Genomic DNA, 25,594 nt, shown 5'->3' with positions numbered 1-25,594 from the left:
GCCCCTCATGTGGGGGTGGAACGCGAGTCGACGCCCCTGTTACTGGGGGCAATTCGGAGGGTTCGGACCCCCCGTTCTCGGGATTCCGCCCCGAATCGCCGCTGAATACCCTTGTCAGCGGCGGCGGAGCACTCCCCGGCACATTCTCCCATCGCATTTCCCCAAGATCGGAACCACCATGTACTTCGCTCTCATGGGCAAGCTCGACGCTCGCCGCAAGGGTCTCCTCGAGGACAAGGAGAAGGGCTTCACGCTCATCGAGCTCCTCGTCGTCGTCATCATCATCGGCATCCTCGCCGCCATCGCCATCCCGGTGTACCTGAACGTGCAGAACAACGCGAAGGACTCGGCCGTGAAGAGCGACCTAGCGAACGCGAAGACCGCGGTCATCGCGTACCAGACGGAAAGCGGCAAGCTCCCGGACGGCAGCACCACCGGACAGAAGCTGGTCGCTGACACCACGGAGCTCGGCAAGTACGGGCTGACGGTCAGCGACAACACCAAGGACCTGAAGTACGGCACCACCCCCGCGAGCGGCGCCACGACGTTCTGCATCCAGGAGACGTCGGCCACGGGCAAGACCTTCCGTATCACCGAGTCGACCTCGGTCGTCGAGAAGGCCTGCGGCGCCGCGTAGTCCGCACCAAGAGGGCGACCTGTCGGTTGGCAGGTCGCCCTTCGTTTGCTCACATGACGAGGAGGAGGTGACCATGTTCCGGCGACTGCACGACCGGCTGTACCGGCACGACGCCGAAGCCGGCTTCTCGATCATCGAGGTCATGGTCGCCATGATGGTGTTCGCGGTCATGTCGATCGGGATCGCCTACGGCATCGCGAACAGCCTCCAGCTCACGCAGACCAACCGCGGACGCGAGACCGCCGTCGCCCTCGCCTCGCAGGACATCGACACCCTCCGCCAGACCGCGGCTGCCTCCACCGGTGGGATCTTCCGGGTCCTCAGCAAGTCCGGTCAGGACAACACGAAGACCATCGGGGGCGTCGAGTACGCGATCGACCGGAAGGTCAGTTGGGTGCAGAGCGACGGCGCGACCGGCGCGTGCGGGACGTCGAACGGCAAGCTCGCCTACAAGAGCGTCGTCGAGACCGTGACGTGGCCGAACCCGCGCGGCGGTTCCAGTACCACTTCCGTCTCGTCAGCCATCGCGCCCAGCGACGCGGTCACCGACCCCGGGTACGGCACGGTGATCATCTCGGTCACCACTGCTTCGGGAGCGCCCTACGAAGGTGTCGGGATCACGATCACCCCCGTCAGTGGAGGTGGCGGTGCAGCGCTGACGGCGACGGTCCTCCCGACCGACGAACAGGGTTGCTCGTACGCGGTGAACGTGTCGCAGGGCGACTACGCGGTCTCTGCGAGCGTCACCGGCGGCATCGACACGAACCAGCAGCAGCCGTCCGTGCAGTCGCCGATCTCGGTGACCGCCGGCGCGAGCTCGCCCGTCCCGTTCGTGTACGACCAGTCGAGCCAGCTGACCCTGCAGTACGCGGCCGGCTCCAAAGCGATGATCCCGACCAACATGCCCACGACGCTGTCGAGCACGGCCGGCGGGCTGGACGTCGTCAAGCCGTGGGACCTGGCCAGTACCTCGCTCACCGTCACCTCGAGTTCACAGCCGTCGTTGCCGGTGTTCCCGTTCGCCTCGGGCTACACCGTCTATGCCGGCCCCTACTCGAACAGCACCGGGAGTGCGACGAGCTGCCTCAGTCCCAACCCGTCGTCCTGGTCGACACCGAACGCCGCCAACGCGATCGGTGTGAGCCCGCCGTCGGTCGCCACTGCTCCCGGGAAGCCGTCGTCGGCCTCCGTGATGATGGGCGTCGCGACCGTCACCGGCGTGAAGGACCGCTACATCACTGCCGTCTCGTCGGCGAACCCGGCCGCAGGTGACCCCGGCTGTGCCGCGGGCATGACGATGAAGTTCCCGGTCTCGATCGGCGACACCGCGACCATCGCCCTGCCCTTCGGCACGTGGACGCTCTACTCCGGGACGACGTTCGGGTCGACGACGAAGAACGAGATCGCGTCGAAGGCCTCGAACGTGAAGCCCGTGACCAACGGCATGGTGAACCAGAAGACCGCGCTGGTGCTCATCAACTACGACAACACCCTGACCCTCGACCCCCGCGGGCAGACGTCGTGATGCGGGCACTCCGACGCCTCCACCGCGAGCAGGCGGGGATCTCTCTTTCCGAGCTGCTCGTCGCGGTCAGCGTGTCGATGATCATCCTCGTCGCGGTGGGCGGGTTCTTCACTGCCACCCTGCGCGCGGGGGTGACGAACACGTCCTCCGACCAGAACGCTCGGACGGCGTCCATCGCGATGAACTCCATCACCCGCTACGTGCACGCCGCGAGTCTGTTACCGAAGTCGGACGGCACCTACGCCGCTGCCGTCACCCGGGCGGCCCCGACGCAGGTGGTGTTCTTCGCGTACATCAACCTCGACGGCAACAGCACCGACAAGCCCGTGCAGATCCGCTACTCGCTGAACGACGCGAAGCGTCTCGTCGTGGACCAGTGGGACGGCACGGCGACGAACGGCTTCTACTCCTTTCCGGCGACGACCCAGACCCCGGCGCGGAGCCTGGTCGTGGGTGGTCCGATCGCCTCGCCGACGAGCGACGGTGTCGCGCTGTTCTCGTACCTCGGCGCCGATGGCAAGACACTCGCGACCCAGCCGGACGGAACACTGGCGACCGCGCAGTTGGGCAACGTGCGAGCCGTCCGCGTGAACCTGGAACTCGGTTCCACCACCGCCGGTGCGAGCGGCAACACCCACGTGCAGAACACCCTGTACCTCTTCAATGTCGTCTACGGCACCAGCATCGGAGCGGGTTCATCATGATCCGTCGCATCAGCGCGGTCCTCGCGCGCGCCCAGCGCGACGAGCGCGGCATGGTCCTCGGCAACGTGCTCATCTTCGGCACCGTCATGATGCTGCTCGTCGCGACGATGATCGCCGTCTCCACCTCGGGTGCGGTCAAGGCCGCTTCGGACCGCAACTTCCAGAATGCGATGGCGGCCGCGTACGCGGGGCTCGCCGACTACCAGTCGAAGCTCTCGAACGACAACGGCTACGCGCTCTACGGCAACGCGAACGCCCAGTTCAGCAAGTCGAGCGGGTCGACCTTCGTCAACGCCGACAAGAACATCGCGTTCACCAACTCCGGCCCAGACTGGGCACCGGTCGTCGGCTCGAGCGACCAGTGGTTCCGCTACGAGGTCGACAACTCCGACTACTCCAGCAAGGGCGTCCTGCGGGTCCGTGTCACCGGCAAGGCCGGGGGAAGCGTCCGGTCGCTCGTGGCCAACCTCAAGGGCGACGGGTTCATCAACTACCTCTACTTCACCAACTACGAGTCCTCGAACCCCGCGCTCACCGGCGCCGGCTGCACGACCGCATACCAGTGGCAATCGGTTGCCGGAAAGTGCGCGGCGGTGCAGTTCGCCGGCACCGACACCCTGAACGGGCCGATCCGGACCAACGACGTCTTCACCTCGGCGTGCTCGACGGTGTTCAACGGGTCGGTCGAACAGCACGACACGACCGTGAAACCGTCGAGCGGCACCTGCGCGGGGACGTTCAACGGCGGTGCGGCGACCGCGGTTCCGTACCTCGGTCTGCCTGCACTGAACACGAACATGTCGCAGGAGACGCGGACCGACCTGCCCACGACGGTTCCGCGACCAGGCTGCATGTACACCGGACCGACCCGTGTGAAGTTCCTCGGGAACGGCAAGATGACCGTGTGGTCGCCGTGGTCCCGGGCCACGCAGATCAAGGTCAACAGTTCGAGCGGCGCGGTCCTCGGCGCGGACGACCCGGCAAAGGCCGCAGCGCTGTGCGGGGCGGTCTCGGATCTGCAGAGTTCCGCCGGTGCCACCATCCCGACCCTCCCCTCGAACCTGATGTACGTGCAGGACATCCCCTCCGCGTCGAACAACGTGAACGCGTGGGGTGCGGCCTTCCCGTCGAAGTACACGAACACGTACTGCACCACCACGATCACCGTGCGGTCGAACGGTTCGGCGACCAACACGAGCAACCAGCCGTTCAGCAACGGGCAGGGGTTCCCGGCCGCGGGCGAGTGGATCAACGGGGGATCGTCGGGTTCCTCGTACCAGACGGGTTCGGCGTCCGACACGTACAGCTGCACGGCGGGCGACGTCTTCGTCAGCGGGGCGTTCAGCGGGGCGATGACGATCGCTGCATCCGGCACCGTGTGGGTGACCGACGACATCACCTACGTCAGCGCCACGAACGACGTGCTCGGGCTCGTCGGCCAGAACGCCGTCGAGATCTCCAACCCCGCCCGCTGCACCTCGTACCCGACCACCTACCAGTGGGGTGTCGGGTACGTGGCGGACACCTCACGCTGCAACAGCTCAGGCGTGGGCCTGCTGAGCCGGTCTCCAGGTGAGTCGATCACGGTGTCGGCGGCGATCGCGAGCAACGCGGGCACGTTCTGGAACCAGAACTACGACATCGGCTCGAAGCTCGGCACCCTCAAGGTCATCGGTTCGATCGCGCAGAACTGGCGCGGGGCCGTCGCGACGACCGGCAACACCGGGTTCTCGAAGAACTACGTCTACGACCAGCGGCTCCTGACGACGGCGCCCCCGAAGTTCCTGCAGCCCGTGTCGACCTCGTACGGGGTCACGACGCAGGTCGAGGTCCAGGCCGCGTACACCGCCAGCGGCGCGTGCGCAAGCACGACCGGCGGTGCGTGCCGATGACCGGTCTCCAGGTGCTCGGTCCCGTCCTCCCCGGAATCTCCGCCGTGTTCGGACTGCTCATCGGCTCGTTCCTCAACGTCGTGGTGCACCGCGTGCCGGCGGGCCAGTCCGTGGTCTCACCACCGAGCGCATGTCCGGTGTGCGGGCACACGATACGGCGCCGCGACAACATCCCGGTGCTCTCCTGGCTCGTCCTGCGCGGACGCTGCCGTGACTGTTCCGCACCGATCTCCGCACGGTACCCTGCCGTCGAGCTCACCACCGCGGTCCTGTTCGGGTTCACCGCCTTCGTGGTCGCGGGTCGCTCGCCTGCGGGGACGCCCCAGGACACCGTGGCGCAGGTCGTGGTCTTCGTCGCGTTGCTGTACCTGATGGCGATCAGCGTCGCACTCACCCTGATCGACGTCGCCACCCACACGCTCCCGAACGCGATCGTCTACCCGTCCGGGATCGTCCTCGCAGCGCTCCTCGTCGTCTCGAGTGCTGCCGACGGCGACTGGTCCGCTCTTGGTCGTGCGGCGATCGGTGCCCTCGGGTCCGGCGCCCTCTACCTCGGTCTCGCGTTGGCGGTTCCCGGCGGCATGGGTCTCGGTGACGTCAAACTGGCCGTGGTCCTCGGCCTCGTCCTCGCGTACCTCGGATGGGGACCCCTCGCAGTGGGTGCTTTCGGCGCGTTCCTGGTGGGCGGTACCGTCGCGATCGCGCTCCTCCTCTCCGGCCGTGCTCGATGGCGCGGCGGGCTGCCGTTCGGGCCGTCGATGCTGATGGGGGCATGGCTCGGGATCGTCTTCGGGGACTTCCTCTGGACCGGGTACCTCCAGGTCCTCGGGGTCGCTTGAGCGACCACCACTCCACCTCCAACGAAAGCAGCATCATGGGCAAGAGCATCGTGGGCCTCGACATCGCGGGGTCGTCGATCCGCGCGGTCGAGGTCGTCGACGCCGACAAGGCACAACCGACGGTGGTGCGTTTCGCGGAGGTCCCCACTCCGCAGGACGCGGTGAGCCGAGGTGAGGTCCTCGAACCGAACACCGTCGCGGCCACCCTCCGTGAGCTGTGGTCGACGGGGCGGTTCCGCTCGAAGAACGTCGTCCTCGGGATGGGGAACCAACGGGTGCTCTCCCGCGACCTCACGGTGCCCCTCGCTCCGATGGCACAGATCCGCGAGAGCCTCCCGTTCCAGGTGCAGGAGATGCTCCCGGTGCCGGTCGGCGATGCGATCCTCGACTTCTACCCGGTGTCCGAGGGGGAGAGCGAGAACGGCGCCGTCGTCCACGGGCTCCTGATCGCAGCCATCAAGGACGCCGTGCTCGCGAACGTCAAGGCCGTGCAGCTCGCCGGGCTCAACCCGATCGGGGTCGACATGATCCCGTTCGCGCTCACCCGTGTCCTGCTCGGGCGCCAGGGGGTCCTGGGAACCGCGGCGGTGGTGCAGCTCGGCGCGGACACCACGAGCGTGGTCATCGCGACCGACGGGATCCCGCAGTTCGTCCGGATCATCCCGATGGGAGGCAACGACATCTCCCGCGCGCTGGTCGGGACCCTCGACATCACCTTCGACGAGGCCGAGGCCGTGAAGCGCCACCTCGGGCTCGGCGGATCTGCACGGACTCCGGACGACGCCCGTGCCGTCGCTGTGATCACGGCCTCGGTCCACGAACTCACATCGAGCTTGCGGAACACGATCAACTACTTCGTCAACACCCGGCCGTCGGAACCCGTGACCCGGGTCGTGCTGACCGGTGGCGGGACCCGGCTGCAGGGCATGCGGGAGGCGCTCGCGGAGCAGACGCGCCTGCCCGTCACGATGGGCGCCGCTTTCGACGGTGTCGGACTCGCACGATCGATCCCGGCCGGCGATGTCGCCGACCACGTCGATGCGATCACGGTCGCCTTCGGGTTGGCAGTGGGGAGCAGGGCAGCATGACCGTCACAGAAGTGCGACCCGTCGACGCGGTCGGTGCGGCACGACCGGAGCGTCCCCGGCGGAGTGCTCGCGGCGCGCAGGTATCGATCGCCGGTCGTGAACCCCGCGTCGATCTCCTGCCCTCCGAGGTCCACGTCGACCGTCGCGAGCGGGGCGTCGCGCGTCGTGCGTGGCTCGGTGTCCTCATCACGGCGGCCGTCGCGGCGCTCGGCGTCGGCGCAGCGGCGGTCCACCAGCTGGACACCGCATCGTCACTGACCGCAGCGCAGTCCGAGACGGCGTCGTTGCTGCAGCAGCAGCAACGTTTCTCCGACGTCCGGCAGGTCGAACAGGACAGCCAGCTGCTGGAAGCGGCACGAACCGTCGGGGGGTCGACGGAGATCGACTGGAACGGCACGCTGTCGCAGCTCAAGAACGTGCTGCCGGCGGGCGTCACCATCACCTCGATGACCATCGACTCCGCTGACGTCACCACGGCGTTCGCGCAGTCGGCGGTCCCGCTCGAGAAGGCCCGTGTCGCATCGATGCAGCTGACCGTGTCGAGTCCGACCATCCCCTCGGTACCTGACTGGACAGCTCGTCTGTCGCAGCTCGAGGGCTACGCGGACTCGACCATCACGTCGGTCGCGTTGCAGGAGGACTCCGGCGGGTACACCGCGACGGTCCAGGTCCACCTCGGGGAACGGGCGTTCGACGGCAAGTACACCCAGGAGCAGTCGAAGTGAACCGCAATCGCCTCTCGTTCGTCGTCGCGCTCGTCGCGATCGGAGCCGTGCTCGCCGGGGCGTGGTTCCTCGGGGTGCAGCCGCAGCTCGCCCAGGCGGCGGACAACTCCTCGCAGCAGACGGACATCGACGCCACGAACGCCCGGAACCAGGCCGAGCTCGCTCGGCTCCAGAAGGCGAGCGACGCACTCGCCGAGACGAAGACGAAGCTGGACGCACTCCGCGCCTCGGTGCCGTCGACGCCGTCGACGGAGGCCCTCCTCCGAGAACTGAACGGTGCAGCGACCACCGCTGGTGTCACGGTGACCTCGATCACCGTCGGAGACGCAAAGGCCTACGAGCCGGTAGCCGGCCAGCCTTCCGACGAGCCTGCGGCTTCGGCGAGTGCCACGCCGAGCGCCGAGCCGACCCCGACGGCGCCGACCGCGCTGACCGACGCTGCGATCAACGGATCGAACTTCGTCGTCATCCCGGTTACCGTGGCGGTGCAAGGCTCGTACGACCAGGCGCTCGCCTTCACGAAGGCGGTGCAGTCCGGACAGCGGTTGTTCCTGGTGACCGGCATCGCCTCGACGAGCTCCGACTCGGGAGCGAGCCCGATGGACGCGCAGGCGTGGTCGCTCTCCGGCTCGGTCTACGTCCTCGCCGAGTCGGACACCGCTGCGAAGGGCTGACCGGACCCCCACGGACTGGGGTCGGCCGCGCCACGCCGACCCCACTTCCGCGACACCCGTCGTTGTGATTACGATGCACCAGACGCCGTGATCGCGGCTGCTCATCCCCTCTCGAACGGTCGGCTCCAATCGGCCGTTCCTCGTCGTGCCCGGAGTCGCGCGTGTTGGTCGGAATCGTGGAATTCCTCGGCTGGTTCGGTGCCGTAACTGTTCTAGCTGGTTACATTTTGTTCTCCACCGGCAAGATCCCGAACGGTCCGCTCTACCAGCTGTTCAACCTGGTCGGCGGCCTCGCGGTGGCGATCAACGTCGCCGCACACCACGCCGTCCCCTCGACGATCGTCAACGGGATCTGGGCGATCGTCGCCGTCGTGGTCCTGGTGAGGATGGGCCGAGCACGTCGCGCGGCGAAGCGCGACGGATCCGTGTCCACCGAGCCGCCGGTCCTGCACGCTGAACCGGCCGCGACCACCGGGGTCCTGCCGGTCATCGGCCCGGCGCTGCGCGACCACGAGCCGGAGGACACCGCCGAGGCGGACGCCGCCACGGGCCTCCAGTCCGACGACCAGACGGACGCGACGATGCCGGATGCCGCACCCGCCGCGGTGCCGGAGGCGCCGGCCCCCATGACGGAGACCGTCCCCATCATCACGGCGACCATCGCGCTCGCCCTGGTCGCCGCAGCGCAGGAGCAGTCCGACCGGGCGGTCCGCCACGAGCACGCCGACGACACGGACCAGGCCGAACCCGCTCGCTGACCGGTCGGTCGGCGATACGATCGGCGCATGTCCCGGTGGTTGATCGCGACGATGACGTCGGTCCTCTTCATCGCGCTCGTGATCGCCGTCACGGGCTTCGAAGCCCTGCTCGCCGACGTCGAGGTCATCTCGCAGCCCGACGCCACCCCGTACCTCGGGCCCGCGATGGTGGTCGGCGCCGCGGTGGTGGTCTTCCTCGCGACCGTGGCGGGTGCGCGGGACGGCAACCCCGGCGTGACGGCCCTCGTGGCCGCTGCGACGGTCTACCTGGTCATGCTCGGCGTCGGGGCCGTGGGCTACGCGCTCGTCCGATCGGACGCGACGGAACTCCTGGTCTTCCCCGCGGGGTACGCCCTCGGGCCGTTCGTGGTCGGATCCGTCGTGGTGGCGCTCCTGTCGGTGCTCGGCGGGATCTCGATGGCCCGACACCAGGCGCGGACCGCCGGTGGCTCGGGCGCTGCCGCGACGCGTCTGGACGGGCCTGACGAGCGCTCCGGGCACGACCGGACGAACGCGGGCGAGGAACCCGCCGGACGGTAGTGTTCGCAGGGCACGACGCACACGCAACGGGGGAACGATGAGCGACCAGCAAGCGCAGGATCCGGGCCAGCAGGGCGGTTGGGGCGCCGTCCCGCCGGTGGACTCGATCCGTGGCACCGACGGAGCGTCCGCGGCAGGGGGGCAGGCACTCGGCCCGGGATCCGTCGCAGGAGCCCCCGGGTTCCCCGGGATGGCCGGACCGGTGCCGCAGCGTCCTCGCCGGAAGCTCCGCCGCGGTCAGCTCATCGCCATCGTCTCGGGCGGCACCGCGGTGGTCCTGTTGCTCGTCGCCGGGGTCGTCGGGTACTCGATCGGTTCCTCCTCGCACGCTGCTGATCGCCCGGTGCGGGCGTTCCTCGACGACCTGACGGCCGGACGCGTGGCCGACGCCCTCGACGACGCGGGCATCGAACGCGAGAAGACCGACGTGCTGCTCGGCGAAGCCGCCTACGCGAAGGCATCGGACAAGGTCACCGGCTACCGCGTCGCAGCGACGCGGACGGACGGCGACACCGCGACGGTCCGTGCGTACCTGCGCCAGGGCGGGCAGGACGTCGCTGCGACCTTCACGCTGGACAAGACCGGGACGGACTGGGGCGTGTTCCCGATCTGGGAGCTGCAGGCCCCCGAGCTGGGAGCGGTCGCCGTCGCCGTGCGGGGGCCGTCCGGTGCGGCGGTCACCGTCGCCGGCCGGGACGTGCAGACCGCGAAGGACGGGACGGTGAGCCTCCGCGCCCTGCCCGGCACGTACGACGTCGCCTTCGACGGCGACGAGTGGACCACGGCCCGCGGGGGATCGGCGAGCGTCAGCGGGTTCGGTCGCTCGACCTCGACACCGGTGCAGATGACCACGACCCTGACCACCGCCGGGCAGCAGGCTGCCAAGCGGGCGGTGGACGACTGGGTGGACGGCTGCATCGCCTCCACGGACGCCGCCCCCGCCGGGTGCAGCTTCTACGCGTACGGCCAGAACCCCGCGTACACGTACTCGAACCAGAAGTGGACGCTCGAGACCCGGCCGACGGTCCGGGTCGGCAGCTGGACGACGAACGGCTGGTTGATCACGACGACGACGCCCGGCCGGGCGAAGTACACGGCCGACATCTCGGGTGCTGCCGGCACCGGGACGGCCTCCGCGGGGCCGCTCAGCGTGAACGCGAGCGGGTACGTCACGGGCTTCTCGAGCGACGACGCCACGTTCCGCTCGGCGGTGGGCAACGGGTCGTCCGACACCGGCTCATGACGGTGTCGGTTCCCGGGGTGACCCGGATTGATTTCGTCCCGTCACGCGGGTAGTCTCTACCGGGTGTGCGCCCTCGGGCGCGCCCGAAAAGTCCGGCGAGCGGGATCGCCCAGCCGGACCACTCCGTCCCCCACTCGAACACCCGCCGTCCGGCGGTGCTCAGCGTGGGACGAGGAAGCCGGCGGAACGCGCCGGCCAGAGAGCACGAGCGAAGAACCAGGAGAACAGTTGCCTACTATTCAGCAGCTGGTTCGCAAGGGTCGTACGCCGAAGGTCACCAAGACCAAGGCGCCCGCCCTGAAGGCGAACCCCCAGCAGCGTGGTGTGTGCACCCGCGTCTACACCACCACCCCCAAGAAGCCGAACTCGGCACTGCGCAAGGTCGCTCGTGTCAAGCTCTCGAACGGCACCGAGGTCACGGCCTACATCCCCGGTGAGGGCCACAACCTCCAGGAGCACTCGATGGTGCTCGTCCGCGGCGGTCGTGTGAAGGACCTCCCGGGTGTGCGGTACAAGATCATCCGTGGCGCCCTGGACACCCAGGCAGTCAAGAACCGTAAGCAGGCTCGTAGCCGCTACGGCGCGAAGAAGGGTTGAGTTAGATGCCTCGTAAGGGTCCCGCCCCCAAGCGTCCCGTCGTCGCCGACCCGGTCTACGGTGCGCCGATCGTCAGTCAGCTCGTCAACAAGATCCTGCTCGACGGCAAGAAGGGCCTCGCCGAGCGCATCGTCTACGGTGCACTCGAGGGCGTTTCCGCCAAGAACCAGCAGGACGCCGTCGTGACGCTGAAGAAGGCGCTCGACAACGTCCGTCCGACCCTCGAGGTCCGCAGCCGCCGCGTCGGTGGCTCGACCTACCAGGTCCCGGTCGAGGTCAAGCCGCACCGCGCGAACACCCTCGCGCTCCGTTGGCTCACCTCGTACGCCAAGGCCCGTCGCGAGAAGACGATGACCGAGCGTCTCATGAACGAGATCCTCGACGCGTCGAACGGTCTCGGTGCCGCGGTCAAGCGCCGCGAGGACACGCACAAGATGGCCGAGTCGAACAAGGCCTTCGCCCACTACCGCTGGTAGTCCCGGCACCGTCCGGGTGCCGGTGGTCAAGAACCCCGGCGCCCGGACGGCCGCCAACCTCTCCTACAACTCTTCCGGAGGAACCCTGTGGCACAGGACGTGCTCACCGACCTGAACAAGGTCCGCAACATCGGCATCATGGCGCACATCGATGCCGGCAAGACCACGACGACCGAGCGCATCCTGTTCTACACGGGCATCACGCACAAGATCGGTGAGGTCCACGACGGCGCTGCCACGATGGACTGGATGGCGCAGGAGCAGGAGCGCGGCATCACGATCACGTCGGCCGCGACGACCTGCTTCTGGGACAACAACCAGATCAACATCATCGACACCCCCGGTCACGTGGACTTCACGGTCGAGGTGGAGCGCTCGCTCCGCGTCCTCGACGGTGCCGTCGCCGTCTTCGACGGCAAGGAGGGCGTCGAGCCCCAGTCCGAGACCGTCTGGCGTCAGGCCGACAAGTACGACGTGCCGCGCATCTGCTTCGTCAACAAGATGGACAAGCTGGGCGCCGACTTCTACTTCACCGTCGACACCATCATCAACCGCCTCGGCGCGGAGCCCCTCGTGCTCCAGCTCCCGATCGGCGCCGAGAACGACTTCGTCGGGATCGTCGACCTGATCGAGATGCACGCCAAGGTGTGGCCGGGCGATGCCAAGGGTGACGTCACCATGGGCGCCCAGTACGAGGTGCAGGAGATCCCCGCGGACCTCAAGGAGCGCGCCGAGGAGTACCGCGGCAAGCTGATCGAGCGCGTCGCCGAGACCGACGACGCCCTGCTCGAGAAGTACTTCGGTGGCGAGGAGCTGACCAAGGACGAGATCAAGGCTGCGATCCGCAAGCTGACGATCGCTTCCGAGGTCTACCCCGTGCTCTGCGGCTCGGCCTTCAAGAACCGCGGTGTCCAGCCGATGCTCGACGCCGTCATCGACTACCTCCCGTCCCCGCTCGACGTGCCGCCGATGATCGGTCACGACGTCAAGGACGAGGAGAAGGAGATCATCCGCAAGCCCGACGCGACCGAGCCGTTCTCGGCCCTCGCGTTCAAGGTCGCGGTGCACCCCTTCTTCGGTCGTCTCACGTACGTCCGCGTGTACTCCGGCTCGATCGAGTCCGGTGCCCAGGTCATCAACTCGACCAAGGGCAAGAAGGAGCGCATCGGCAAGATCTTCCAGATGCACTCCAACAAGGAGAACCCGGTCGACAACGTGACCGCTGGCCACATCTACGCGGTCATCGGCCTCAAGGACACCACCACCGGTGACACCCTGTGCGACCCGACCAACCAGGTCGTCCTCGAATCGATGACGTTCCCGGAGCCGGTCATCGAGGTCGCCATCGAGCCGAACACGAAGGCCGACCAGGAGAAGCTCTCCACGGCCATCCAGAAGCTCGCCGAAGAGGACCCGACGTTCCGCGTCGAGCTCAACGCCGAAACCGGTCAGACGACGATCAAGGGCATGGGCGAGCTCCACCTCGACATCCTCGTCGACCGCATGAAGCGTGAGTTCAAGGTCGAGGCGAGCGTCGGCAAGCCGCAGGTGGCCTACCGCGAGACGCTCACCAAGGTCGTCGAGCGCTACGACTACACCCACAAGAAGCAGACCGGTGGTTCCGGCCAGTTCGCGAAGGTGCAGATCGCGCTCGAGCCGATGGAGGTCACGAGCGAGAAGGTCTACGAGTTCGTCAACGCGACCTCCGGTGGCCGTGTCCCGCGCGAGTACATCCCGTCGGTCGACGCCGGTATCCAGGACGCCATGCAGGTCGGCATCCTCGCCGGCTACCCGACGGTCGGCGTGAAGGCCATCCTCAAGGACGGTGCGGCGCACGACGTCGACTCGTCCGAGATGGCGTTCAAGATCGCCGGTTCGATCGCCTACAAGGAAGCGGCCCGCAAGGCCGGTCCGGCGATCCTCGAGCCGATCATGGCCGTCGAGGTCCGTACTCCGGAGGAGTACATGGGCGACGTCATCGGTGACCTGAACTCCCGTCGTGGCCAGATCGCCTCGATGGAGGACGCCTCGGGCGTCAAGGTGGTCCGCGCCAGCGTGCCGCTGTCCGAGATGTTCGGCTACGTCGGCGACCTGCGGTCGAAGACCTCTGGTCGTGCGGTCTACTCGATGACCTTCGAGACCTACAGCCAGGTCCCGGCCAAGGTCGCCGAGGAGATCATCGCGAAGAACGCGGGGGAGTAGCGCTCAGCGCTTCTCCACAGGCGGGGGCGCCCGGCGACGGGCCCCTCGCCACCAAGTAAAGTACAGACACACACCGCGCACCAACGGTCCCGAGCCCATCCAGGGTCGGCCGGGGGTGACGCTTCCGAGTCCTGAGGAGGACCCACAGTGGCCAAGGCCAAGTTCGAGCGCACCAAGCCGCACGTCAACATCGGAACCATCGGTCACGTCGACCACGGCAAGACCACGCTCACGGCGGCGATCACCAAGGTTCTGCACGACCAGTACCCGGACCTCAACGAGGCCCGTGACTTCGCGCAGATCGACAACGCTCCCGAGGAGCGCCAGCGCGGCATCACGATCAACATCTCGCACGTCGAGTACCAGACCGAGAAGCGTCACTACGCGCACGTCGACGCCCCCGGTCACGCCGACTACGTGAAGAACATGATCACGGGTGCGGCACAGATGGACGGCGCGATCCTCGTGGTCGCCGCCACCGACGGCCCGATGCCCCAGACGCGTGAGCACGTCCTGCTCGCCCGCCAGGTCGGCGTCCCCTACATCGTCGTCGCACTGAACAAGTCCGACATGGTGGACGACGAGGAGATCCTGGAGCTCGTCGAGCTCGAGGTCCGCGAGCTCCTCGGCTCGCAGCAGTTCGACGAGGATGCCCCCGTCGTGCAGGTCTCGGCGCTCAAGGCGCTCGAGGGCGACGAGAAGTGGGTCAAGTCGGTCCAGGACCTCATGGCCCAGGTCGACGAGCACGTGCCGGACCCGGTGCGCGCCACCGACCAGCCGTTCCTGATGCCGATCGAGGACGTCTTCACGATCACCGGTCGTGGCACGGTCGTCACCGGTCGCGTCGAGCGTGGCACGCTCAACCTGAACGAGGAGGTCGAGATCGTCGGCATCCGCGCGACGCAGAAGACCACCGTCACGGGCATCGAGATGTTCCGCAAGCTGCTCGACCAGGCGGTCGCCGGTGACAACACCGGTCTGCTCATCCGTGGCCTCAAGCGCGAGGACGTGGAGCGCGGCCAGGTCGTCGTGAAGCCGGGTTCGGTCACGCCGCACACCGAGTTCCAGGCGAACGCGTACATCCTGACCAAGGACGAGGGTGGGCGTCACAACCCGTTCTACGCGAACTACCGCCCGCAGTTCTACTTCCGCACCACGGACGTCACCGGCGTCATCACGCTGCCCGAGGGCACCGAGATGGTCATGCCCGGTGACACCGTCGCCATGACGGTCGAGCTGATCCAGCCGATCGCCATGGAAGAGGGCCTCCGTTTCGCCATCCGTGAGGGTGGTCGTACGGTCGGTGCCGGTACGGTCGAGAAGATCATCAAGTAACTCCGGTTCCTTGCGACGGCGGGGTCGGGCCTTCGGGCCCGGCCCCGCTTCGTCGTCTCCGGCGACTGACGGGTCGGACAGGAGGCCCGGGGCCGGGCCGGCGTCGCGCCTGCTGTCCGCCCCGTGACGCGTCCCAGGCGTCACGGAGTTGGCTCGACCGCGTGACACGTCTCCGCAGATCCGCGACCTCCGGTCGCGGCTACCACCGCGTCCGTTCCGGCCGCGGATTCTCGTTCCGCGATCCCGACGGCAACACCGTGACGGACCCGGACGAGCGCCGTCGACTCGAGGAGTTCGTGATCCCGCCGGCGTGGGACGACGTCTGGATCTCCCCGTACGCGAACGGCCACATCCTGGCGACGGGTCTGGACGGTGCCGGCCGCCGGCAGTACATGTACCACCCGTCCTGGCGTGAGCGGATGGACCGGATCAAGTACGACCGTGCGCTGGCACTGGCCGAGTCGTTGCCGGTCGCCCGCCGCGGCGTCACGCAGGACCTCCGTCGCCCCGAGCCGGACCGCCGCCGTGCGCTGGCCGCAGCGTTCCGCATGCTCGACCAGGGGTCCCTCCGGGTGGGGTCCGAGCGGTACGCCACCGAGCACGGCAGTCGGGGACTGTCCACGCTGCTCTGCGCCCACGCCCACGTGTCCGGTGACGACATCGAGCTCGACTTCCCGGGCAAGAGTGGCCAGGAGTGGTCCTCGTCCATCCACGACCACGACCTGGCTCGCGTCATCGCCGGCATGAAGCGGCGCGGACCGAACGCCCGACTGCTGTCGTTCCGCGAACGGCGTGGCGCCGAGTGGGAGCCCCTGTCCGCCGAGGACATCAACGCCTACGTCAAGGAGCGCGCCGGGGACGAGTTCACCGCGAAGGACTTCCGCACACTGCACGGCACGGTTGCTGCAGCCGTCGACCTGGCGAAGACCGGCCCGCAGTCGTCCCAGGCCAAGCGGAAGAAGGCCGTCTCGCACGCGGTGAAGGCCGCCAGCGACGAGCTCGGCAACACCCCGACGGTGTGCCGACAGAGCTACATCGACCCCCGGTTGCTCGACGCGTACGACCACGGCGAGACCATCGATCCGAACCGCCTGGCGTCAGCCGAGGCCGAGGTCCGGGCGCTGCTCTACCGACAATGACCCGGGGGTCGTCCGGATGACGTAGCGTTGGTCGACGTGCCGGACCACCCCCACACGGCACGGAAGGACCCACAACAGTCGTGACCGACGAGTGCATCCACGGATTCCCCACCGAGCTCTGCGACATCTGCGCACCCCGGCAGCGCGAGGCGTCGGAGATCCCAGCCACCCCGGCACCTCGCCGGACCCGCATCACCACCAACCTGCGCGTCGACCCGCCGGCCTCCGGGCCCGGGACGTCGCTCCGGTCGCCGACGTCGCTCCGTTCGTCGTCCGCCGACCTGCCCGAGGCACGTGAGTTCGCAGCGCTCCGCGCCCACCACGTCACCCACATCGACAACCTCGACGGCATCGTCGGTGCCGGCGCGATCCTGGCGTCCGACCAGGCCGAGCCGGTCGTGGACGTGAGTTCCGCCGACACCCGCGCCGCCCGCGCAGAGGCCGAGGCGCCCGACGGTTCCTCGATCGCCGGCCACGTGCCGTTCACGTTGTCGCCCGACGCCACTCGCTGGGACGAGCTCCGCACGGGCGCTGAGGGCGAGCGCTGGTCGGACGCCGCCCGCCGTACCCGGGCGATCGACTACGTCGTGCTCGTCGTGCCGGTCTCGGCGTTCGGTGCCTCGGTGATCGTCGCCGACCAGGACGCCGACGCCGACGACGTCCGGTTCGCCGTCGGACCGGACGCCGCCACCAACCTGATCCGTCGCACCGACTTCACGGACCCGGAGATGCACGGCCTCGAGCTGCTCGCTGGTCCGAGTGTGCCGTTCACCTCGGTCGCGGTCATCGGCGTCCCGAACGACAAGGCCCGGCAGACCGTCCGCGCCGTGCTCGCCGACCACGGTGGACACGCTCCGCGGGTGGCCGTGTTCCCGCCGTGGTTCGTGCCCCCGGTGACCGCCGAGTGACGGTCTCCTGACCCGTGCCGACGCACCCTCCGGACCCCGTCCGGAGGGTGCGTCGTGTTGCGGGGCCGAGCCGGGCCTCCAGGCCGTCCGATCCGCGTGGATCCGGGTGGGCGGGCCGGCGGGACACGCCCGGCGATTCGCGACACGCCCGGGTTGCACGTGGGCCGGGGCTATGCGAGACTTGTCCGGTTCCGAATTCCCCGTGGGTGCATGCCCACAGGATCACTGCTCTGGCAGTGCACAACCCCCTTGTTCAGCAGGGCTGGGTTGGGCCGCAGGCAGCAGAACACGACTCCCCGGAGGCGACGGACGCGGTGTACCACTGCTGCGCCCGGAGCACGAGGCAGTCGATTGCCCACGCTGGACGGCCACGGTCGCCCGCGAGGTTGACAGGTGAACAGCGGTCATCCCCAGTGGATGCGGCCGGTTGGTTCAGGAAAACAGCACGGTCCGCAGGAATGCGGAACCGAGCGGCGTCAGGCGGCCAGAGGGTGCGCGGCGCAGAGAGGACAAGAGACACATGGCGGGACAGAAGATCCGCATCCGGCTCAAGTCGTACGACCACGAGGTCATCGACACGTCGGCCCGGAAGATCGTCGACACGGTGACCCGTGCCGGTGCAACCGTGGTCGGCCCGGTGCCGCTCCCCACCGAGAAGAACGTGATCGCAGTGATCCGTTCCCCTCACAAGTACAAGGACTCGCGCGAGCACTTCGAGAAGCGCACGCACAAGCGGGTCATCGACATCGTCGACCCGACGCCGAAGGCCGTGGACTCGCTCATGCGACTCGACCTGCCGGCAGACGTCAACATCGAGATCAAGCTGTAAGGGGGCTGACCAATGGCGAACTCAACCAAGACCGTCAAGGGCCTCCTCGGCAAGAAGCTCGGGATGACCCAGGTGTGGGACGAGAACAACAAGTTCATCCCCGTCACCGTGATCGAGGTCGGCCCGAACGTGGTCACCCAGATCCGCAACGCCGAGCGCGACGGCTACGAGGCGATCCAGATCGCCGCCGGTGCCATCGACCCGCGCAAGGTCAACAAGCCGGCCGCCGGTCACTTCGAGGCCGCTGGCGTGACCCCGCGTCGCACCCTCACCGAGATCCGTACCAACGACTCCGCTGAGTACACGCTCGGCCAGGAGCTCACCGTGGACGGCACGTTCACGGCGGGCCAGAAGGTCGACGTCGTCGGTACCTCCAAGGGCAAGGGCTTCGCCGGTGTCATGAAGCGCCACGGCTTCCACGGCGTCGGCGCCTCGCACGGTGCACACCGCAACCACCGCAAGCCCGGCTCGATCGGTGCTTCCTCGACCCCGTCGCGTGTATTCAAGGGCATGCGCATGGCCGGTCGTATGGGTGGCGACCGCGTGACCGTCCTCAACCTCACGGTGCACGCCGTCGACGCCGAGAAAGGTCTGCTGCTCGTCAAGGGCGCCGTCCCCGGTGCTCGTGGCCGCTCCGTCTTCGTCCGCACCGCCGTGAAGGGTAAGTGATCATGGCCACCACGACCGCAACCACGATCGACGTCCTCGACGCATCGGGTGCCAAGTCCGGCACCGTCGAGCTCCCCGCAGCTCTCTTCGACGTCGAGACCAACGTCCCGCTGATCCACCAGGTCGTCACCGCGCAGCTCGCAGCGGCGCGTCAGGGCACCCACAAGACCAAGAACCGCGGCGAAGTCCGCGGTGCCGGTCGCAAGCCGTTCAAGCAGAAGGGCACCGGCCGCGCCCGTCAGGGTTCCGTCCGTGCTCCGGAGCACACCGGCGGTGGCGTCGTCCACGGACCGACCCCGCGCGACTACTCGCAGCGCACCCCGAAGAAGATGATCGCCGCTGCTCTGCTCGGCTCGCTCTCGGACCGCGCCCGCGGTGGCCGCATCTCCGCTGTGGAGGGCTTCGTCGCGGCTGAACTGCCGTCGACCAAGACCGCCCGCACGCTCCTCGAGAAGGTCGCGCCCGTCAAGAACGTGCTCGTCGTGCTCGAGACGGACGACGAGCTGACGCTCAAGTCGATCCGCAACCTGTCGAACGTCCACGCGCTCTCGTACGGCCAGCTCAACGCGTACGACGTGCTGCGTTCGGACGCCGTCGTCTTCAGCAAGAGCGCCCTCGACGCCTTCATCGCGTCGAAGACCGCGAAGGAGATCACCGCATGAGCGGCTTCAACAAGGACCCGCGCGACGTCATCATCTCGCCGGTCGTCTCGGAGAAGAGCTACGCGCTCATCGACCAGGGCAAGTACACGTTCATCGTGGACCCCCGCTCGAACAAGACCGAGATCAAGCTCGCCATCGAGAAGATCTTCGACGTCAAGGTCGCGAGCATCAACACGCTGAACCGCCCGGGCAAGACCCGTCGCACCAAGTTCGGTCTCGGCAAGCGCAAGGACACCAAGCGCGCCATCGTGACGCTCAAGTCCGGTTCGATCGACATCTTCACGGCTGTCGGCTGAGGACCAGAGGGATAAATCATGGCTATTCGTAACTACAAGCCGACGACCCCCGGTCGTCGCGGCTCGTCGGTCGCCGACTTCGCTGAGATCACTCGTTCGACTCCGGAGAAGTCCCTGCTTCGTCCGCTGCCGAAGACCGGTGGTCGCAACAGCTCCGGCCGTATCACCACGCGTCACATCGGTGGTGGCCACAAGCGCCAGTACCGCGTGATCGACTTCCGTCGCTCCGACAAGGACGGCGTCGACGCCAAGGTCGCGCACATCGAGTACGACCCCAACCGCACCGCGCGCATCGCGCTCCTGCACTACGTGGACGGCACGAAGCGCTACATCATCGCGCCGAACAAGCTCAAGCAGGGCGACGTCATCGAGCAGGGCCCCGGCGCCGACATCAAGCCCGGCAACAACCTGCCGCTGCGCAACATCCCCGTGGGTACCGTCGTGCACGCCATCGAGCTCCGCCCCGGTGGCGGCGCCAAGATGGCCCGCTCCGCCGGCGCCTCGGTGCGTCTCGTCGCCAAGGACGGCCCCTACGCGCAGCTCCGTCTGCCGTCGGGCGAGGTCCGCAACGTCGACGCACGCTGCCGCGCCACCATCGGCGAGGTCGGCAACGCCGAGCAGTCGAACATCAACTGGGGCAAGGCCGGCCGCATGCGCTGGAAGGGCGTCCGCCCGACCGTCCGTGGTGTCGCCATGAACCCGGTCGACCACCCGCACGGTGGTGGTGAGGGCAAGACCTCCGGTGGTCGTCACCCGGTCAGCCCCTGGGGTCAGTCCGAGGGCCGTACGCGCAAGCCGAACAAGCCGAGCGACAAGCTCATCGTCCGTCGCCGTAACGCCGGCAAGAAGCGCAAGTAGGAGTTCAGAAGATGCCACGCAGTCTGAAGAAGGGCCCCTTCGTCGACGAGCACCTGCTCCGCAAGGTCGTCACGCAGAACGAGGCCAACACCAAGAACGTGATCCGCACGTGGTCGCGTCGGTCGATGATCGTCCCGAACATGCTCGGGCACACGATCGCCGTCCACGACGGCCGCAAGCACATCCCGGTGTTCGTCACCGAGTCGATGGTCGGTCACAAGCTCGGCGAGTTCGCGCCGACCCGCACCTTCCGTGGTCACGTGAAGGACGACAAGAAGGGCCGTCGCCGCTGAGGCGGCGACGCAGAGGAGGAACGAAATGGTGGAGTCGATCGCACGCGTGCGACACATCCGCGTCACGCCTCAGAAGGCCCGTCGCGTCATCGAGCTGATCCGCGGCAAGCAGGCCCACGAGGCCCTCGCCATCCTGAAGTTCGCCCCCCAGGGCGCTTCGGAGCCCGTGTACAAGCTGGTCGCCTCGGCGATCGCGAACGCACGGGTCAAGGCGGACTCGACGAACAGCTTCCTCGACGAGCGCGACCTCTACGTGAGCCGCGTCTTCGTCGACGAGGGCACGACCCTGAAGCGGTTCCAGCCGCGCGCCCAGGGCCGCGCCTTCCGCATCAACAAGCGCACCAGCCACATCACGGTCGTCCTCGCGACGCCCGACGAGGCCGAGGTTGCCGCGACGAGCAAGAAGGCGAGCAAGTAATGGGCCAGAAGGTCAACCCGTACGGCTTCCGTCTCGGGATCACGACGGACCACGTCTCGCACTGGTTCACCGACAGCAAGAAGGCCGGTCAGCGCTACGCCGACTACGTGGCCGAGGACATCAAGGTGCGCGAGTACCTCAAGAAGACCCTCGACCGCGCCGGCGTCGCACGCATCGAGCTCGAGCGCACCCGTGACCGTGTCCGCGTGGACATCCACACGGCTCGTCCGGGCATCGTCATCGGCCGCCGTGGCGCCGAGGCGGAGCGCGTTCGCGGTGAGCTCGAGAAGCTCACCAAGAAGCAGATCCAGCTGAACATCCTCGAGGTCAAGAACCCCGAGACCGAGGCCCAGCTCGTCGCGCAGGGCATCGCCGAGCAGCTCTCTGCTCGTGTCGCGTTCCGTCGCGCCATGCGCAAGGGCCTGCAGGGTGCACAGCGCGCCGGCGCCAAGGGTGTCCGCATCCAGGTGTCGGGCCGTCTCGGTGGCGCCGAGATGTCGCGTTCGGAGTTCTACCGCGAAGGCCGTGTGCCGCTGCACACGCTCCGCGCGAACATCGACTACGGCTTCTACGAGGCCCGGACCACGTTCGGCCGCATCGGCGTGAAGGTCTGGATCTACAAGGGCGACATCACGAACAAGGAGCTCGCTCGCGAGCAGGCGAACCAGCGTTCGTCGCGCCCCGAGCGTCGTGGCGGCCCGCGCGGTGAGCGTGGCGACCGTGGCGGCGACCGTCGTGGCGGCGACCGCGGTGACCGTCGCCCGCAGCAGGCCCCGCAGGACGCGCCGGCCGGCGCAGGAGTTGAGGCGTAACCATGCTTATTCCCCGTCGAGTCAAGCACCGCAAGCAGCACCACCCGAAGCGTTCGGGTCAGGCCACCGGTGGTACCAAGGTCAGCTTCGGCGACTACGGCATCCAGGCCCTCACCCCGGCGTACGTGACCAACCGTCAGATCGAGTCCGCTCGTATCGCCATGACGCGTCACATCAAGCGTGGTGGCAAGGTCTGGATCAACATCTACCCGGACCGTCCGCTGACCAAGAAGCCCGCCGAGACCCGCATGGGTTCCGGTAAGGGTTCGCCCGAGTGGTGGGTCGCGAACGTGAAGCCGGGCCGGGTGCTCTTCGAGCTCTCCGGCGTCAGCGAGGAGATCGCCCGTGAGGCGTTGACTCGTGCAATCCACAAGCTGCCCCTCAAGGCACGCATCATCAAGCGCGAGGAGGGCGACGCATAATGGCGATCGGTTCCAAGGAGCTCCGTCCGACGGAGCTCGACACGTTCGAGAACGAGCGTCTCGCTGACGAGCTGAAGAAGGCCAAGGAGGAACTCTTCAACCTCCGCTTCCAGTCGGCCACCGGCCAGCTGGAGAGCCACGGTCGTCTCCGTGCCGTCAAGCGCGACATCGCCCGCATCTACACCGTCCTCCGCGAGCGCGAGCTCGGCATCCGTGCCACTCCCGCGCCCGTCGAGACCGCCCCCAAGGCCAAGAAGACGACGAAGAAGGCTGACAAGCCGGCCGAGTCGACCGAGGCCGAGACCGCCGAGGAGAAGTAATGGCGAACGAAGAGAAGAACTCCGCCGCCCTCACTCGCGGCTACCGCAAGACGCGTCGCGGCTACGTGACGAGCGACAAGATGGACAAGACCATCGTGGTCGAGGTCGAGGACCGCGTGAAGCACGCGCTCTACGGCAAGATCATCCGTCGCACGTCCAAGGTGAAGGCCCACGACGAGCTCGGCACCGCTGGTGTCGGCGACCTCGTCGTGATCAGCGAGACCCGTCCCCTCAGCGCGTCCAAGCGCTGGCGCCTGGTCGAGATCCTCGAGAAGGCCAAGTAGGCCTCGGCCTGCTTCGGAATAGGAGACAGCAGTGATTCAGCAGGAATCCCGCCTGAAGGTCGCCGACAACACGGGTGCCAAGGAGATCTTGACCATCCGCGTGCTCGGTGGCTCGGGTCGTCGCTACGCCGGCCTCGGTGACGTCATCGTCGCCACGGTGAAGGACGCCATCCCCGGCGGCAACGTGAAGAAGGGTGACGTCGTCAAGGCGGTCATCGTTCGCACCAAGAAGGAGACCCGTCGTCAGGACGGCTCCTACATCAAGTTCGACGAGAACGCGGCAGTGATCCTCAAGGCCGACGGCGACCCGCGCGGCACGCGCATCTTCGGTCCGGTCGGTCGCGAGCTCCGTGACAAGAAGTTCATGAAGATCATCTCGCTCGCGCCGGAGGTGCTGTAAGCCATGGCGAACATCAAGAAGGGTGACCTCGTCCAGGTCATCACGGGCGCGACGCAGGAGCGTGGCGGCGACCGTGGCAAGCAGGGCAAGGTCATCGAGGTCCTCAAGGACAAGAACCGCGTCGTCGTCGAGGGCGTGAACTTCGTCACGAAGCACGTCCGCGTCGGTCAGACGCAGCGTGGTTCGAAGACCGGTGGCATCGAGCAGCACGAAGCCTCGATCCACGTCTCGAACGTCGCACTCGTCGACCCGAAGACGAAGAAGCCGACGCGTGTCGGCTTCCGCACCGAAGAGGTGGAGAAGGACGGCGTCAAGAAGACCGTCCGTGTCCGCTACGCGAAGAAGTCTGGTGAGAAGCTCTGATGACTGACACGACTGCTGCGCCCGCTGGCAAGATCCAGCCGCGCCTCAAGCAGAAGTACCTGGCCGAGATCAAGTCGGCCCTCACCGAGCAGTTCGGTTACGCGAACGTCAACCAGGTCCCCGGCCTGGTCAAGGTCGTCGTGAACACCGGTGTCGGCGAGGCCGCTCGTGACTCCAAGATCATCGAGGGGGCCATCAAGGACCTCACGGCGATCACGGGTCAGAAGCCCCAGGTCAACATCGCCCGCAAGTCCATCGCACAGTTCAAGCTGCGCGAGGGTCAGGCCATCGGCGCGCACGTCACCCTCCGCGGTGACCGCGCGTGGGAGTTCCTGGACCGCCTGGTCACGCTCGCACTGCCCCGCATCCGCGACTTCCGCGGTCTCAGCGACAAGCAGTTCGACGGCAACGGCAACTACACGTTCGGTCTCACGGAGCAGTCCGTGTTCCACGAGATCGACCAGGACCGCATCGACCGTGTCCGCGGCTTCGACATCACTGTCGTGACCACCGCGAAGACGGACGACGAGGGACGCGCGCTGCTCCGCCAGCTCGGCTTCCCGTTCCGCTCCAACGAGCAGACGGTCTAAACTACTTCGGGCGGTGCGGGCCGGAGGATTCACGTCCTCCGGCCCGCACGCACGAACACACCGATCTCGGGGAACCGCCCCGGGATCACTCGATCGCTCAGGTCGGCATTCGTGGAACGGGTGTCGAAACCAGGCGAGAAATGGACGAACATCATGACGATGACCGATCCGGTCGCAGACATGCTGACCAGATTGCGGAACGCGAACTCCGCGCACCACGACGCAGTCGCGCTCCCGAGCTCCAAGCTCAAGAAGAACATCGCCGACATCCTCAAGCGTGAGGGCTACATCAGCGAGTGGAAGGTGGAGGACGCCCGAGTCGGGCAGACCCTCACCATCGACCTGAAGTACGGCCCCGAGCGCGAGCGTTCGATCGCCGGCATCAAGCGCGTCTCGAAGCCGGGCCTCCGGGTCTACGCGAAGTCGACGGAGATCCCCCAGGTCCTCGGTGGCCTCGGCGTGGCGATCCTCTCGACCTCCTCCGGCCTCCTGACCGACCGCGAAGCCGAGCAGAAGGGCGTGGGTGGGGAAGTCCTCGCCTACGTGTGGTGATCGACAATGTCACGAATCGGACGTCTCCCCATCGACATCCCCGCCGGCGTCACCGTCTCCGTTGACGGTCAGAACGTGGCGGTCAAGGGCCCGAAGGGCGAGCTCGCGCTCGTCATCGCCGAGCCCATCCAGGCCAAGGTCGAGGAGAACCAGGTCCTCGTCACCCGTCCGGACGACGAGCGCGAGTCGCGTTCGCTCCACGGACTGACCCGGACCCTCATCGCCAACAACATCATCGGCGTCACCCAGGGCTACACCAAGGGCCTCGAGGTCGTCGGTACCGGTTACCGTGTCGCGGCCAAGGGCTCGAACCTCGAGTTCGCGCTCGGGTACTCCCACTCGATCACGGTCGAGCCGCCGGCGGGCATCAGCTTCGCGGTGGAGGGCAACAACAAGGTCACCGTCGCCGGTATCGACAAGCAGGCTGTCGGCGAGGTCGCCGCGAACATCCGGAAGCTCCGGAAGCCCGAGCCCTACAAGGGCAAGGGTGTCCGTTACGCCGGCGAGAACGTGCGCCGCAAGGCCGGAAAGTCAGGTAAGTGAT

33 protein-coding genes are annotated in these 25,594 nt (G+C 67.6%); all 33 read left to right on the top strand.

The genetic code is table 11. The features are described from left to right. The first annotated feature begins 178 nt into the window (after window positions 1-178). The 33 genes from OE229_RS18045 to rplF all read left to right on the top strand — a co-directional run bounded on the left by OE229_RS18045 (window position 179) and on the right by rplF (window position 25,593). Window positions 179-637, top strand: a complete 459-nt coding sequence (locus OE229_RS18045) for a type II secretion system protein (protein ID WP_307810259.1) — start codon at window positions 179-181, stop codon at window positions 635-637. Between the two features lie 73 nt (window positions 638-710). After that, window positions 711-2,162 carry a prepilin-type N-terminal cleavage/methylation domain-containing protein gene (locus tag OE229_RS01610; RefSeq protein ID WP_369076261.1) on the top strand — a complete coding sequence of 484 codons (1,452 nt, stop codon included), beginning with the start codon at window positions 711-713 and terminating at the stop codon, window positions 2,160-2,162. After that, window positions 2,159-2,866 carry a PilW family protein gene (locus tag OE229_RS01605; protein ID WP_263344937.1) on the top strand — a complete coding sequence of 236 codons (708 nt, stop codon included), beginning with the start codon at window positions 2,159-2,161 and terminating at the stop codon, window positions 2,864-2,866. Before OE229_RS01610 ends, OE229_RS01605 begins: the two co-directional genes overlap by 4 nt. Further along, window positions 2,863-4,758, top strand: a complete 1,896-nt coding sequence (locus OE229_RS01600; protein WP_262139422.1) for a hypothetical protein — start codon at window positions 2,863-2,865, stop codon at window positions 4,756-4,758. Before OE229_RS01605 ends, OE229_RS01600 begins: the two co-directional genes overlap by 4 nt. Next, entirely contained in the window at window positions 4,755-5,597 is an 843-nt protein-coding gene (locus OE229_RS01595; protein ID WP_262139420.1) for a prepilin peptidase, read from the top strand. Before OE229_RS01600 ends, OE229_RS01595 begins: the two co-directional genes overlap by 4 nt. A 35-nt stretch (window positions 5,598-5,632) precedes the next feature. Next, window positions 5,633-6,685, top strand: a complete 1,053-nt coding sequence (gene pilM / locus OE229_RS01590; RefSeq protein WP_262139419.1) for a type IV pilus assembly protein PilM — start codon at window positions 5,633-5,635, stop codon at window positions 6,683-6,685. After that, window positions 6,682-7,410 carry a hypothetical protein gene (locus tag OE229_RS01585; protein WP_262139417.1) on the top strand — a complete coding sequence of 243 codons (729 nt, stop codon included), beginning with the start codon at window positions 6,682-6,684 and terminating at the stop codon, window positions 7,408-7,410. The genes pilM and OE229_RS01585 overlap by 4 nt, the downstream gene beginning before the upstream one ends. After that, window positions 7,407-8,084, top strand: a complete 678-nt coding sequence (locus tag OE229_RS01580) for a type IV pilus inner membrane component PilO (protein ID WP_262139416.1) — start codon at window positions 7,407-7,409, stop codon at window positions 8,082-8,084. The genes OE229_RS01585 and OE229_RS01580 overlap by 4 nt, the downstream gene beginning before the upstream one ends. Before the next feature lie 176 nt (window positions 8,085-8,260). Further along, window positions 8,261-8,842 (top strand): CBU_0592 family membrane protein, encoded by a 582-nt coding sequence (locus OE229_RS01575; protein ID WP_262139415.1) that lies wholly within the window; start codon window positions 8,261-8,263, stop codon window positions 8,840-8,842. Window positions 8,843-8,869: 27 nt separating this feature from the next. Then, entirely contained in the window at window positions 8,870-9,382 is a 513-nt protein-coding gene (locus OE229_RS01570; RefSeq protein ID WP_209134955.1) for a DUF6121 family protein, read from the top strand. A 37-nt stretch (window positions 9,383-9,419) separates the two neighbouring features. After that, window positions 9,420-10,625 carry a hypothetical protein gene (locus OE229_RS01565; RefSeq protein ID WP_262139414.1) on the top strand — a complete coding sequence of 402 codons (1,206 nt, stop codon included), beginning with the start codon at window positions 9,420-9,422 and terminating at the stop codon, window positions 10,623-10,625. 228 nt (window positions 10,626-10,853) lie between these two features. Continuing rightward, window positions 10,854-11,222, top strand: coding sequence for a 30S ribosomal protein S12 (rpsL, locus tag OE229_RS01560; RefSeq protein ID WP_017885540.1), 369 nt, complete (start codon window positions 10,854-10,856; stop codon window positions 11,220-11,222). Window positions 11,223-11,227: 5 nt separating this feature from the next. Then, window positions 11,228-11,698 (top strand): 30S ribosomal protein S7, encoded by a 471-nt coding sequence (gene rpsG, locus OE229_RS01555; protein WP_017885539.1) that lies wholly within the window; start codon window positions 11,228-11,230, stop codon window positions 11,696-11,698. A gap of 87 nt (window positions 11,699-11,785) precedes the next feature. Continuing rightward, complete coding sequence (fusA, locus tag OE229_RS01550) at window positions 11,786-13,900, top strand: elongation factor G (RefSeq protein WP_182064361.1); 2,115 nt, start codon at window positions 11,786-11,788, stop codon at window positions 13,898-13,900. Window positions 13,901-14,047: 147 nt separating this feature from the next. Next, complete coding sequence (tuf, locus tag OE229_RS01545) at window positions 14,048-15,235, top strand: elongation factor Tu (RefSeq protein WP_110859497.1); 1,188 nt, start codon at window positions 14,048-14,050, stop codon at window positions 15,233-15,235. Between the two features lie 161 nt (window positions 15,236-15,396). Then, complete coding sequence (locus OE229_RS01540; protein ID WP_182064360.1) at window positions 15,397-16,374, top strand: DNA topoisomerase IB; 978 nt, start codon at window positions 15,397-15,399, stop codon at window positions 16,372-16,374. An 80-nt stretch (window positions 16,375-16,454) separates the two neighbouring features. Next, window positions 16,455-17,282, top strand: a complete 828-nt coding sequence (locus tag OE229_RS01535) for a DarT ssDNA thymidine ADP-ribosyltransferase family protein (RefSeq protein WP_182064359.1) — start codon at window positions 16,455-16,457, stop codon at window positions 17,280-17,282. Between the two features lie 520 nt (window positions 17,283-17,802). Further along, the gene (gene rpsJ / locus OE229_RS01530) at window positions 17,803-18,111 is read left to right on the top strand and encodes a 30S ribosomal protein S10 (RefSeq protein WP_017885534.1); all 309 of its coding nucleotides are present in this window, start codon (window positions 17,803-17,805) and stop codon (window positions 18,109-18,111) included. A 12-nt stretch (window positions 18,112-18,123) separates the two neighbouring features. Beyond that, on the top strand, window positions 18,124-18,780 hold the full coding sequence (gene rplC, locus OE229_RS01525; RefSeq protein WP_027466731.1) for a 50S ribosomal protein L3: 657 nt from the start codon (window positions 18,124-18,126) through the stop codon (window positions 18,778-18,780). Window positions 18,781-18,782: 2 nt separating this feature from the next. Continuing rightward, window positions 18,783-19,442: a 50S ribosomal protein L4 gene (gene rplD / locus OE229_RS01520; RefSeq protein ID WP_027466730.1), complete on the top strand. Its 660-nt coding sequence runs from the start codon at window positions 18,783-18,785 to the stop codon at window positions 19,440-19,442. Beyond that, window positions 19,439-19,738 carry a 50S ribosomal protein L23 gene (rplW, locus tag OE229_RS01515; protein ID WP_027466729.1) on the top strand — a complete coding sequence of 100 codons (300 nt, stop codon included), beginning with the start codon at window positions 19,439-19,441 and terminating at the stop codon, window positions 19,736-19,738. Before rplD ends, rplW begins: the two co-directional genes overlap by 4 nt. A gap of 18 nt (window positions 19,739-19,756) precedes the next feature. Further along, complete coding sequence (gene rplB / locus OE229_RS01510) at window positions 19,757-20,596, top strand: 50S ribosomal protein L2 (RefSeq protein ID WP_027466728.1); 840 nt, start codon at window positions 19,757-19,759, stop codon at window positions 20,594-20,596. A gap of 11 nt (window positions 20,597-20,607) precedes the next feature. After that, window positions 20,608-20,889, top strand: coding sequence for a 30S ribosomal protein S19 (gene rpsS, locus OE229_RS01505; protein WP_017885529.1), 282 nt, complete (start codon window positions 20,608-20,610; stop codon window positions 20,887-20,889). Between the two features lie 25 nt (window positions 20,890-20,914). Further along, window positions 20,915-21,307 carry a 50S ribosomal protein L22 gene (gene rplV, locus OE229_RS01500; protein WP_035809257.1) on the top strand — a complete coding sequence of 131 codons (393 nt, stop codon included), beginning with the start codon at window positions 20,915-20,917 and terminating at the stop codon, window positions 21,305-21,307. Further along, on the top strand, window positions 21,307-22,119 hold the full coding sequence (gene rpsC / locus OE229_RS01495) for a 30S ribosomal protein S3 (protein ID WP_017885527.1): 813 nt from the start codon (window positions 21,307-21,309) through the stop codon (window positions 22,117-22,119). Before rplV ends, rpsC begins: the two co-directional genes overlap by 1 nt. Window positions 22,120-22,121: 2 nt before the next feature. Beyond that, window positions 22,122-22,541, top strand: a complete 420-nt coding sequence (rplP, locus tag OE229_RS01490) for a 50S ribosomal protein L16 (protein ID WP_017885526.1) — start codon at window positions 22,122-22,124, stop codon at window positions 22,539-22,541. Next, the gene (gene rpmC, locus OE229_RS01485; protein ID WP_017885525.1) at window positions 22,541-22,861 is read left to right on the top strand and encodes a 50S ribosomal protein L29; all 321 of its coding nucleotides are present in this window, start codon (window positions 22,541-22,543) and stop codon (window positions 22,859-22,861) included. The genes rplP and rpmC overlap by 1 nt, the downstream gene beginning before the upstream one ends. Then, window positions 22,861-23,145: a 30S ribosomal protein S17 gene (rpsQ, locus tag OE229_RS01480; protein WP_017885524.1), complete on the top strand. Its 285-nt coding sequence runs from the start codon at window positions 22,861-22,863 to the stop codon at window positions 23,143-23,145. Before rpmC ends, rpsQ begins: the two co-directional genes overlap by 1 nt. Window positions 23,146-23,176: 31 nt before the next feature. Further along, a complete protein-coding gene (gene rplN / locus OE229_RS01475; protein ID WP_017885523.1) occupies window positions 23,177-23,545 on the top strand; it encodes a 50S ribosomal protein L14 in 369 nt (122 codons plus the stop codon). A 3-nt stretch (window positions 23,546-23,548) separates the two neighbouring features. After that, entirely contained in the window at window positions 23,549-23,908 is a 360-nt protein-coding gene (gene rplX / locus OE229_RS01470) for a 50S ribosomal protein L24 (RefSeq protein ID WP_017885522.1), read from the top strand. After that, complete coding sequence (gene rplE, locus OE229_RS01465) at window positions 23,908-24,498, top strand: 50S ribosomal protein L5 (protein ID WP_110859500.1); 591 nt, start codon at window positions 23,908-23,910, stop codon at window positions 24,496-24,498. Before rplX ends, rplE begins: the two co-directional genes overlap by 1 nt. Before the next feature lie 153 nt (window positions 24,499-24,651). Next, a complete protein-coding gene (gene rpsH / locus OE229_RS01460; RefSeq protein ID WP_017885519.1) occupies window positions 24,652-25,050 on the top strand; it encodes a 30S ribosomal protein S8 in 399 nt (132 codons plus the stop codon). A gap of 6 nt (window positions 25,051-25,056) precedes the next feature. After that, on the top strand, window positions 25,057-25,593 hold the full coding sequence (gene rplF, locus OE229_RS01455) for a 50S ribosomal protein L6 (protein WP_017885518.1): 537 nt from the start codon (window positions 25,057-25,059) through the stop codon (window positions 25,591-25,593). The last annotated feature ends 1 nt before the right edge of the window (window position 25,594 follow it).

This window comes from Curtobacterium poinsettiae (genome assembly GCF_025677645.1).
Taxonomy (GTDB): Bacteria; Actinomycetota; Actinomycetes; order Actinomycetales; family Microbacteriaceae; genus Curtobacterium; species Curtobacterium poinsettiae_A.
The sequence above is the reverse complement of the archived record's forward strand: the minus strand, read 5'-3'. Positions and strand labels throughout refer to the sequence as shown.

What these genes read in the sequence shown, in the direction of transcription:
- OE229_RS18045 (WP_307810259.1), top strand. Translation starts at nt 179, where the DNA reads ATGTACTTCGCTCTCATGGGCAAGCTCGACGCTCGCCGCAAGGGTCTC.
- OE229_RS01610 (WP_369076261.1), top strand. Translation starts at nt 711, where the DNA reads ATGTTCCGGCGACTGCACGACCGGCTGTACCGGCACGACGCCGAAGCC.
- OE229_RS01600 (WP_262139422.1), top strand. Translation starts at nt 2,863, where the DNA reads ATGATCCGTCGCATCAGCGCGGTCCTCGCGCGCGCCCAGCGCGACGAG.
- OE229_RS01595 (WP_262139420.1), top strand. Translation starts at nt 4,755, where the DNA reads ATGACCGGTCTCCAGGTGCTCGGTCCCGTCCTCCCCGGAATCTCCGCC.
- pilM (WP_262139419.1), top strand. Translation starts at nt 5,633, where the DNA reads ATGGGCAAGAGCATCGTGGGCCTCGACATCGCGGGGTCGTCGATCCGC.
- OE229_RS01585 (WP_262139417.1), top strand. Translation starts at nt 6,682, where the DNA reads ATGACCGTCACAGAAGTGCGACCCGTCGACGCGGTCGGTGCGGCACGA.
- OE229_RS01570 (WP_209134955.1), top strand. Translation starts at nt 8,870, where the DNA reads ATGTCCCGGTGGTTGATCGCGACGATGACGTCGGTCCTCTTCATCGCG.
- OE229_RS01565 (WP_262139414.1), top strand. Translation starts at nt 9,420, where the DNA reads ATGAGCGACCAGCAAGCGCAGGATCCGGGCCAGCAGGGCGGTTGGGGC.
- rpsG (WP_017885539.1), top strand. Translation starts at nt 11,228, where the DNA reads ATGCCTCGTAAGGGTCCCGCCCCCAAGCGTCCCGTCGTCGCCGACCCG.
- rpsJ (WP_017885534.1), top strand. Translation starts at nt 17,803, where the DNA reads ATGGCGGGACAGAAGATCCGCATCCGGCTCAAGTCGTACGACCACGAG.
- rplC (WP_027466731.1), top strand. Translation starts at nt 18,124, where the DNA reads ATGGCGAACTCAACCAAGACCGTCAAGGGCCTCCTCGGCAAGAAGCTC.
- rplD (WP_027466730.1), top strand. Translation starts at nt 18,783, where the DNA reads ATGGCCACCACGACCGCAACCACGATCGACGTCCTCGACGCATCGGGT.
- rplW (WP_027466729.1), top strand. Translation starts at nt 19,439, where the DNA reads ATGAGCGGCTTCAACAAGGACCCGCGCGACGTCATCATCTCGCCGGTC.
- rplB (WP_027466728.1), top strand. Translation starts at nt 19,757, where the DNA reads ATGGCTATTCGTAACTACAAGCCGACGACCCCCGGTCGTCGCGGCTCG.
- rpsS (WP_017885529.1), top strand. Translation starts at nt 20,608, where the DNA reads ATGCCACGCAGTCTGAAGAAGGGCCCCTTCGTCGACGAGCACCTGCTC.
- rplV (WP_035809257.1), top strand. Translation starts at nt 20,915, where the DNA reads ATGGTGGAGTCGATCGCACGCGTGCGACACATCCGCGTCACGCCTCAG.
- rpsC (WP_017885527.1), top strand. Translation starts at nt 21,307, where the DNA reads ATGGGCCAGAAGGTCAACCCGTACGGCTTCCGTCTCGGGATCACGACG.
- rplP (WP_017885526.1), top strand. Translation starts at nt 22,122, where the DNA reads ATGCTTATTCCCCGTCGAGTCAAGCACCGCAAGCAGCACCACCCGAAG.
- rpmC (WP_017885525.1), top strand. Translation starts at nt 22,541, where the DNA reads ATGGCGATCGGTTCCAAGGAGCTCCGTCCGACGGAGCTCGACACGTTC.
- rpsQ (WP_017885524.1), top strand. Translation starts at nt 22,861, where the DNA reads ATGGCGAACGAAGAGAAGAACTCCGCCGCCCTCACTCGCGGCTACCGC.
- rplX (WP_017885522.1), top strand. Translation starts at nt 23,549, where the DNA reads ATGGCGAACATCAAGAAGGGTGACCTCGTCCAGGTCATCACGGGCGCG.
- rplE (WP_110859500.1), top strand. Translation starts at nt 23,908, where the DNA reads ATGACTGACACGACTGCTGCGCCCGCTGGCAAGATCCAGCCGCGCCTC.
- rpsH (WP_017885519.1), top strand. Translation starts at nt 24,652, where the DNA reads ATGACGATGACCGATCCGGTCGCAGACATGCTGACCAGATTGCGGAAC.
- rplF (WP_017885518.1), top strand. Translation starts at nt 25,057, where the DNA reads ATGTCACGAATCGGACGTCTCCCCATCGACATCCCCGCCGGCGTCACC.